Annotated in this window: 8 protein-coding genes; 2 read left to right on the forward strand and 6 right to left on the reverse strand. The window is 66.2% G+C overall.

The window, feature by feature from the left end:
• Positions 1–2: 2 nt before the first annotated feature.
• From ACP7A5_RS13850 to ACP7A5_RS13870, 5 genes are all read right to left on the reverse strand, one after another.
• On the reverse strand, positions 3–1,025 hold the full coding sequence (locus ACP7A5_RS13850; RefSeq protein WP_426042462.1) for an SAM-dependent methyltransferase: 1,023 nt from the start codon (positions 1,023–1,025) through the stop codon (positions 3–5).
• 18 nt (positions 1,026–1,043) lie between these two features.
• A complete protein-coding gene (locus ACP7A5_RS13855; RefSeq protein ID WP_426042463.1) occupies positions 1,044–1,559 on the reverse strand; it encodes a lipocalin family protein in 516 nt (171 codons plus the stop codon).
• Between the two features lies 1 nt (position 1,560).
• Positions 1,561–2,364, reverse strand: coding sequence for a DUF1365 domain-containing protein (locus tag ACP7A5_RS13860; RefSeq protein WP_426042464.1), 804 nt, complete (start codon positions 2,362–2,364; stop codon positions 1,561–1,563).
• Positions 2,361–3,722, reverse strand: a complete 1,362-nt coding sequence (locus ACP7A5_RS13865; protein ID WP_426042465.1) for an NAD(P)/FAD-dependent oxidoreductase — start codon at positions 3,720–3,722, stop codon at positions 2,361–2,363. Before ACP7A5_RS13865 ends, ACP7A5_RS13860 begins: the two co-directional genes overlap by 4 nt.
• A 72-nt stretch (positions 3,723–3,794) precedes the next feature.
• Positions 3,795–5,003, reverse strand: coding sequence for a class I SAM-dependent methyltransferase (locus ACP7A5_RS13870; protein WP_426042466.1), 1,209 nt, complete (start codon positions 5,001–5,003; stop codon positions 3,795–3,797).
• A 506-nt stretch (positions 5,004–5,509) separates the two neighbouring features.
• On the opposite strand from ACP7A5_RS13870, the gene ACP7A5_RS13875 reads away from it, so the two are divergent.
• Positions 5,510–5,758 carry a hypothetical protein gene (locus tag ACP7A5_RS13875; RefSeq protein WP_303694889.1) on the forward strand — a complete coding sequence of 83 codons (249 nt, stop codon included), beginning with the start codon at positions 5,510–5,512 and terminating at the stop codon, positions 5,756–5,758.
• 50 nt (positions 5,759–5,808) lie between these two features.
• Complete coding sequence (locus ACP7A5_RS13880; protein WP_426042467.1) at positions 5,809–6,006, forward strand: hypothetical protein; 198 nt, start codon at positions 5,809–5,811, stop codon at positions 6,004–6,006.
• Between the two features lie 370 nt (positions 6,007–6,376).
• Here ACP7A5_RS13880 and ACP7A5_RS13885 read toward each other — a convergent pair.
• Positions 6,377–6,986: DUF3422 family protein (locus tag ACP7A5_RS13885; protein ID WP_426042468.1), on the reverse strand; the 610-nt coding region annotated here is incomplete at its 5' end.

Consider the following 6,986-nt stretch of genomic DNA (forward strand, 5'->3'; position numbering starts at 1 on the left):
GTTCAGATCCCCTTCAGGCGGTAGTGGCTGACGCCCCAGACCATTCCATCGCTATCGCCAAACAGGCCGGCCGTCGCCATGAAAAAGCGGCGCCAGCGTCGCATCCAGAGAGCGTGATCGACGCCGTAGACCTCCTTCATCAGACCCCGGATCTCGTCGACGTTGTTGTCGAAATTATTCAGCCAGTCGTCTGCCGTGCGCTGATAGTGGATCCCGCTCCAGCGCCAGTCCTGCTCGACCTCGAACAGGTCGGCGTACTGGCGGATCAGGTTGTGGCTGGGCATCACCCCGCCGGTGAAGAAATGCTGGGCGATGAAGTCGGCGTCGTCCGAGACCTCGAAGCGGTAGGGGGCGTCGATGTGGCTGAAGACGTGCAGGAACATCCGCCCGTCCGGCCTCAACCAGGTCCGGGCCCTGGTCAGCAGGGCGCGCCAGTTGGCCATATGCTCAAACATCTCCACCGAGACGATCCGGTCGAAGGTTTTGTCGATATCGAAGACGTTCATGTCCGCGGTGACGATCGTCAGGTTCGTCAGGCCGCGCGCGGCGGCCTCCGCGTCGATGAAGGCCTTCTGACTGCGGGAGTTCGACACGGCCGTGATGGTCGAGGCGGGGTAGTGTTCGGCCATCCACAGTGACAGCGAGCCCCAGCCACAGCCGAGCTCCAGGATCGCCTGACCGTCGTTCAGGTCCGCGTGCTCGCAGGTCATCCGCAGCGACGACGCCTCCGCGTCGTCGAGCGTGGCGTCCGGCGTCTCGTAGAAACAGCTGGAGTATTTCCGGTGCGCGCCGAGGCAGAGCTGGAAGAACCGGGCGGGCAGTTCATAGTGCTGCTGGTTGGCGGCGTCCGTGTGTTCGGCGACAGGCCGGTCAGCCATCTCGCGGGCGAACCCGGCCTCATCTTCGGGGGCGGATGCGTATCCCTTGCGCGCGGTCGCAACCAGAAGCGCGATGGCGGGGCGAGTGATGAAGTCGGGGAAGGGCGCGTCCTGAAGCTTGTTCACGCGTTGGGCGAGGAGGCTCATAGGTGTGGTCCTTCAGGTTCAGCGCTGGATCAGCTGGCGGTTCGGGAGGCCGAGCTCGGCCATGCGGTTGCGCAGACGGGTCTGTTCAGCCGCGCTCATGGTCGGACTGCGCGACAGTAGGGCGGGGAACCGGCCGTCGGCGGTGGTGGCGATCATCCAGCTGTAGTCGGGGGCGACGTCGATGACCCAGTAGCGCTGGCGGATCAGTCCGGCGAAAAAGCTGGCCTCGAACTTGGCGTTGGTCGTGGTGTCGGTGACGCGGGCCCGCGTGTTGACGGTGGTGACGCGACCGTCGCGAGCACCCCGGTGACAGGTCTGGCTGATCGAGAAGTCATTGGGCGCGCGGCGGCTCCAGACCTGGCTGGCGGCCCAGCAGTCGCGCTGATGGTCGTTCGGCGTGCGCAGGATCTCGTGCCAGCGCCCCATGAAGCGGTCGAGGTCGATCGCGCGTCTGGGTTCCGGCGCCTCTGCAGAGGCGGCCGTGGCGCTCATCATAATAAGGGTGGCCGCGAGCGGCAGGGTGAATCTAGGCATGTCAGGCTCCGGTGGAGGTTTCGGACGGTCCCCCGACCGTGACGGGATGGGAAGGCGTGACCCCGCCGCGCAGACGCAGGCCCTTGAGAAGAAGGCGAACCGCCTCCCAGTGGATGCCGGCGATGACCTTGAGCGTGAGCAAGGGATGGCCGAGCCAGGCGCGGCGCAGGCTGGCGTCGGTGATCTCGGAGCGGAGGCCCGAGAAGCCGGTCAGCAACAAGGGGCCGTTGGCGTCGTCCACAGTGATGGAGACACGGGCGATCTCCGCCGGCTCGCTCTGAGGCGGATCAACCTCGAACCGGTAGGTCAGGTCCATGTCCATGAACGGCGAGACGTGGAAGGCCTTCTCGACCGACTGCCGCAAAGGCCCCGGGGCGGCGCCGACCGGCATCAGATAGGCGTGGCGGCCGCCAAAGGTGTTGGACACCTCGTAAAGGATGGCGCTCAGCCGACCGTTTTCGGCATGGCAGAAATAGACGCTGAGCGGGTTGAAGGCGTAGCCGAGGATCCGCGGCAGGGTCAGCAGTTGCACCCGCCCGCCGGTTGCGAGGCCCGCAGCGCGCATCCGCTGTTCGATCTGGACTTTCAGGGGCATGGCGGAGCCATCGCCGTGATCGCTCTGTCGCAGGCTCATCAGGCCGAACCGCCCGGACCCGAGCCACCGCAGACGGCCGACCAGATCATCCCATTCATCGAGGTCGATCAGCAGCATGAACAGCCGATAGCGCAGCGCATGGACGCGGGGGCGCAGGCGGCGGTGAAACACCGGACCCGAGTAGATTCCCGATCTCAGCCCCGTGATCACCGGTCCGCCAGGGGCTCGAGGGTGGGAATGGGCATGGGGATTCGGTCGCTTTCGTTTGGCACGCTCCAGGGCCTGCGAACGCCGCCAATGTCTTCGGCGACAGCCAGTCCGGCCTGGAGACCGTCCTCGTGGAAGCCCGAGCCGAACCACGCGCCGCAGAACCAGGTGTTGTTCCGTCCCTGCAGCGAACCGAGGCCGCGCTGGGCGAGCATCGCATCCGCATTGAAAATGGGGTGATCGAAGTCGCGGTCAGCGAGCACCAGGGCCGGATCTGGCTCACGTTCGGGGTTCAAGGTCACGAACAGTTCCGGTCCGGAAAGCCCCTGCAACAGGTTCATCCAGTAGGTGACGCTGGCGGCGCCCACCGCATCGGCCCGGCCGGCGCCGACGTAGTTCCAGGCGGCCCAGGCGCTGCGGCGGCGCGGCATGAAGCTGCGGTCGCGGTGCAGGACGACGCGGTTGCGACCGTAGGCCATGGGCTGGAGCAGGCGTCGTTCGTCCGCGCCTGGTTCGGCCAGGAGGGCCAGGGCCTGATCCGAGTGAACGGCCAGAACCACCGCGTCGAACCGTTCCGCGCCACGGCGAGTATGCAGGGTCGCGCCATCGGCGCCGCGCTCGATGCGAGAGACCGGCTCGTTCAGGCGAACCTGCCCCCGGAAGTCGGCGGCGAGCGCCTCGACATATCGACGGCTGCCGCCCGCGACCGTGCGCCAGGTTGGCTCCATGTCGACTTCAAGCAGGCGGTGGTTGCGATAGAAGCGGATGAAGGCGGCGGCCGGATAGTCCGCCATCTGGCGCGGCGTCGACGACCAGATCGCGGCGGCCTGGGGCAGCAGATGCAGGTCGCGGAAGCTGTCGCCGTATTTGCGGTCGTCCAGGTAGCGGCCCAGTGAGCACAGCGACCGATCCAGTTCAGCCAGGTCGCCGGCGGCGGTCCGGTGAAACCGCTTCAGATCTATCAGCATGCCCCAGAACCGGGGGCTGGCGAGGTTGCGCTTCTGGGCGAACAGGCCGCGCGCGCCATGGCTGGAGTATTCGAAACCGCCCGCGTTCATCGAGACGGCGAACGACATATGCGCCGCTTTGCTCGCCACGCCGAGATGGTCGAGCAGGGCCGTAAAGTTCGGATAGTTCGGCTCATTGTAGACAATGAAGCCGGTGTCCACCGCGATAGGTCCATCCGGAGACGGCGCGTCGACGGTGCAGGAATGGCCGCCCAGCCGGTTTTCGGTCTCGAACAGCACCACCTCGTGGCGCCGCGACAGCAGCCAGGCCGCCGACAGGCCGGCGATGCCCGCACCCACCACCGCGATGCGCCGCTTCGGGCCGGTCGTTGCGTCGAGGGTGCGGTCGAACATTGAGCTGCCTGTGGTCGAACTTTGGGCCTGTGCAACTACGCGCGGACGCCCGCTCCGGATGCCGATCGGCGATCAGTCGCGGGAGAGGGTCATGTGGACGACGTTCGTCCGCCCCGAGCGGAACCCGGCCTCGCAGTAGGCGAGGTAGTAGCGCCACAGATTGCAGAATCGCTCATCCTTGCCCGCGGCGGAGCCGGTGTCGAAGGCGACCCGCCAGCGGCGAAGGGTTTCCGCATAGTCGGCGCCGAAGCGGCGAACCACCCGTCCCTCCAGTCCGGCGGCGCCGACAGCCCGCGCCAGCCGCGTCTCGGACGGCAGCATTCCGCCCGGGAAGACGTACATCTGGATGAAGTCGGGTCGCCGGCGATAGGTCGCGAGCAGGTCGTCCCGGATCGTAATGATCTGCAGCCCGGCTCGGCCGCCGGGCGCGAGCCGGGCGCGGACCGTCTCGAAGAAGGTCGGCCAGTAGGCCTCGCCCACCGCCTCGAACATTTCGACGGAGACGACGCGATCAAACGATCCCGGCACGTCGCGGTAGTCGATCAACTGGATCGAGACCTGATCGTTCAGACCGGCTTGAGCGATGCGCTGCTCGGCAAAGGCCTTCTGGGATGGCGAAAGGGTGATGGCCGTGACATGAACGCCGCGCTCGCGAGCCAGATACTCGGCGAACCCGCCCCAGCCGCAGCCGATCTCAAGAACTGACTGGCCGGGGCGGATATCGGCTGCGTCGGCCACGGCCGCGTATTTGGCGGTCTGGGCCTCCTCCAAGGTCTGGTCCGGAGAGGCGAACAGGCCCGAGGAGTAGGTCATCCCCCGATCCAGCCACCGGGCGTAGAAATCGTTGCCAAGGTCGTAGTGGGCGACGATGTTTCGCCGCGAGCCCTTGCGGGTGTTCGACGAGAACGCATGGCGGATCGCGTCGATCGCGCGTGCGACCGGGTTGCCGCCCACAAGGCGGCCGAGGTGGTCGTAGTTGTCTGCGAAAGCCAGGAGGAGAGCAGGGAGGTCCGGCGTGTCCCAATCCCCGGCCACATAGCCTTCCGCGAACCCGATATCCCCGCGCTTGAGCATCCGCGAGAATGCTCGCCAGTTCCGGATACGCCACACGACGGCCTGGGACGACCCGGGGCCGACCGCCAGCGAGCGTCCCGCAGGATCGACGATCACAAGGCGGCCGACTCGCCAAAGCGAAGACAGGGCTCCGATCAGGGGGGCCACCCAGGGCGGCCTGGCTTCGCCGAACGAAGCCGTTTCGATCACGCCGGGTGTGTCGGTCATCGTCTGTCCCAGTTGGTCGCTGAGGACGACGCAATGACCCGGTGGCACGCAGAACGTGCGGTGGATTTCATCACGCCGCCCTCGGCTGAACGTTGTAAACTACGCTAGCACGGGTGGGCCGGATGCGGCTCAACCGGCGAACGGCCCCTGGCGCCGTCAGGCGAACGCCAGAAGATCTCCGGCCGGTGCTGGACGATCAAAATTGGACCGCTCCTTGCCCGGCGCCTGAGGTGGCTCTGCCGGGCACCCTCGCTACGCCGGCGCCGGGACGAAACGGTCTGTTTGAGCGCCTGCAGGAGCCCCTTGACGGCGTTGATCAGCGTGGAGATCGCATAGTGACCGTCCAGGCGCCGTGCTGTTCGGCGCAAACCCGTCAGATTTCGTTTGAGTGCTACGGGTCCCACGTAAGGAGCTTAACGATAGCCGCCGCGCGCAGGTCGCCTTTTGCGGCCCCGTTCAGCCGGCGGCGTGCCTATAAGGCGGCCCATCGCACCGGAGCTGAACCCATGGCTGTCGAGACCGTCTACATCATCCAGGCCTACGTCCAGGGGCGCGGAAAAGGCCTGAAGGCTGAGCAGCAGATGGGCTGCACTTCCGCTGAGGAAGCCCGCCGGAAAGCCGAACGTCTCGCACCGCTCAGGCTGGGCGTGGTCGCGTTCGCCGTCTCCGCAGACACCGAGATGGGTGATTATGACGAGAATCCCACGATCCTGTTCAAGGCAGGCCAACTTCCGCCGCCATGGAACGGGGAATAGGCTATGGGGGGAGCCGCTACGTTATCCCCCACACGCCTTCGCCGAGATTCATGATGATGACAGACCCCGAACGCATTGATGCGCTGCTCGACATGGTCGATCCGGATCGCGTGGCGAACGTAGGCCGGGGTCCGGAGCTGGCCGTGCTGGGGCTCGCCGTCGCCAAGCCAAGGGGGGGGTATCAACCCACAAATGCTGGTTGGGTGATGATTGGCAATCGCGGCAGAGCTTTCCAGCCTCAAAAGTAGCTGCCCGACCGAGGCCCTCCGGGGGGGCTGTCGTGCAAACGCCAGGTAGTCTCCGCCAAAGGCGGATTCGGCGGCTGACGGGGCTAGTGTTTCGCAAGCCGGTTCCGCTCGAGCTGAACCTGTTTCCCGCAGGGGTGATCTGCGAGGTCGTCAGGCTGTACTTCGGGTCTGGACTCAGGCCCGCGACATTGAGGAATACTGTTTCGCGCCGACGCATGCCTGTTTTGGCAGAGGGGGCAACCCTGTCCGGGCGGGGTCGGGCGACCCTCGATCTGGCCAGGTTGACCTTTCGGTACCCGGGGCGGCGCAACACCGTCCACTTTTGCCGGCGAAGATAACCGGCGAAATTCGCCCTGGCGGACCTGGCTTGTCAGCCCTCATGGGCGAATTGCTCGCGCCATGCCCGTAGTCCAAGCCAGACCCCCGCCAATACAAACGGGGTGAGCAAGCCCGCGCCGAGCGTGGCGTCGAATTGGGTCCAGATGCGCTCCAGCCCCTTCAAAGGTAACAGCATCAGGCCAACGGTATAATAGGCGATGGCCAGCGTCGACAGACCCTCGACTGCCTGTTGCAGCCTCAGCTGAGCACCGGCGCGGCGGTCCATCGACGCCAGCAGGGCGGCGCTGGTGGCTTCGGCCGCGACTTCGACGCGGGTGTTGAGCATCTGCGTCATGCGGGCGATCCGGGCGATGGCTGCGCGCTGACGTTCCGCCACCGCGTCGCAGGTCCGCATCGCCGGGTCCAAACGACGCTGCATGAACTCGCCCAGCGTCAGAAGACCCTCGATGTGATCTTCGCGCAGCCGCTCGATCCGCTCGCGAACGAGGCGGTGATAGGCCTCTGCTGCGTCAAAGCGGAAACTCGTACGACTGATCAGCGCCTCGGTTTCGCCGGCAACAGCCGCCAGTCGATCCAGTAACAGCCGGTCGGCATCTGGATCGGCATCCTCGGCGAGTTGGTGAGCGAGGTCCGCCGCCGTG

It is taken from the genome of Brevundimonas sp. TWP2-3-4b1, assembly GCF_049897665.1.
Classification (GTDB): Bacteria; Pseudomonadota; Alphaproteobacteria; order Caulobacterales; family Caulobacteraceae; genus Brevundimonas; species Brevundimonas subvibrioides_B.

Coding starts and splice junctions, on each gene's coding strand:
- ACP7A5_RS13865 (WP_426042465.1), bottom strand. CDS start 3,722: ATGTTCGACCGCACCCTCGACGCAACGACCGGCCCGAAGCGGCGCATC.
- ACP7A5_RS13870 (WP_426042466.1), bottom strand. CDS start 5,003: ATGACCGACACACCCGGCGTGATCGAAACGGCTTCGTTCGGCGAAGCC.
- ACP7A5_RS13880 (WP_426042467.1), top strand. CDS start 5,809: ATGATGATGACAGACCCCGAACGCATTGATGCGCTGCTCGACATGGTC.
- ACP7A5_RS13855 (WP_426042463.1), bottom strand. CDS start 1,559: ATGCCTAGATTCACCCTGCCGCTCGCGGCCACCCTTATTATGATGAGC.
- ACP7A5_RS13875 (WP_303694889.1), top strand. CDS start 5,510: ATGGCTGTCGAGACCGTCTACATCATCCAGGCCTACGTCCAGGGGCGC.
- ACP7A5_RS13850 (WP_426042462.1), bottom strand. CDS start 1,025: ATGAGCCTCCTCGCCCAACGCGTGAACAAGCTTCAGGACGCGCCCTTC.